We start from the raw sequence: 765 nt of genomic DNA on the forward strand, positions 1-765 counted from the left end.
CGACAAGCGGCCGGCGGCATCCCGCCGGCCCCGTCGGCGTCAGTTGACCTGAAGCTGGCCACCGCGGCCCAGCCCGCCCTTCACGTCCTGCGCCTTGTAGCTGCGCAGCGCGACGACCATCTTGTTCCACGCGTCGATGAACGCGACGACCGTCGCCTTGCCTTCCGGCGTCGTCGAGAAACCGGCGAGCCCGCCGCCCACCCCGCCGCCGAGGCCGCCCAGCGCCGCGCCGTAGTTCGTCGCCGTCGAGCTGCCCTCCGACGCCGCGATCTGCACCGCCGAGCGCACGTCGAACAGCGTCAGCGTCACCACCGACGCCTTCGTCTGCAGGTGCCCCGCCACCGCCGCCACCGCGCTGTTGCCGATCAGCCCGCCGATCATGCTGCCGATCCCGCCGATCGGCGAATCGTTGATCACGATCTGCGGCTCCATGTAGTAGTCGGCCGCCACACGCTGGCCCTTCTGCTGCTTCGAGCCCGCGCGATATTCGCCCGAGTTGCGTTGCAGCTGCGTGATGCGCGACAGGCGCGCGTCGCTCTTCTGGTTGCCGATCGACGTGATCACGAAGCAGTTCGACTGCTGCACGGCCAGCCGCAGCAGCGGGTCGATGCTCGTCACCTTCGTCGCGCTGCCGAACGGGCCCCACCAGTCGGCGTTGCGGCCGTCGTCGACCGCGATCGTGCCCAGCGGCGACGCGCAGCGCTGCAACTGCGAATCGGCGCCGGCGCTCGCGCCGCCGGCCGCCGCGCCCGTCACCCCGGCGTT

General features: G+C 71.5%; 1 protein-coding gene. It reads right to left on the minus strand.

Going from position 1 to position 765, the window contains the following annotated elements; all coding sequences use genetic code 11:
- Positions 1–39: 39 nt before the first annotated feature.
- Positions 40–765: hypothetical protein (locus QZM15_RS33915; protein WP_302108029.1), on the minus strand; the 726-nt coding region annotated here is incomplete at its 5' end.

This window comes from Burkholderia sp. AU44665, from assembly GCF_030504405.1.
Classification (GTDB): Bacteria; Pseudomonadota; Gammaproteobacteria; order Burkholderiales; family Burkholderiaceae; genus Burkholderia; species Burkholderia semiarida.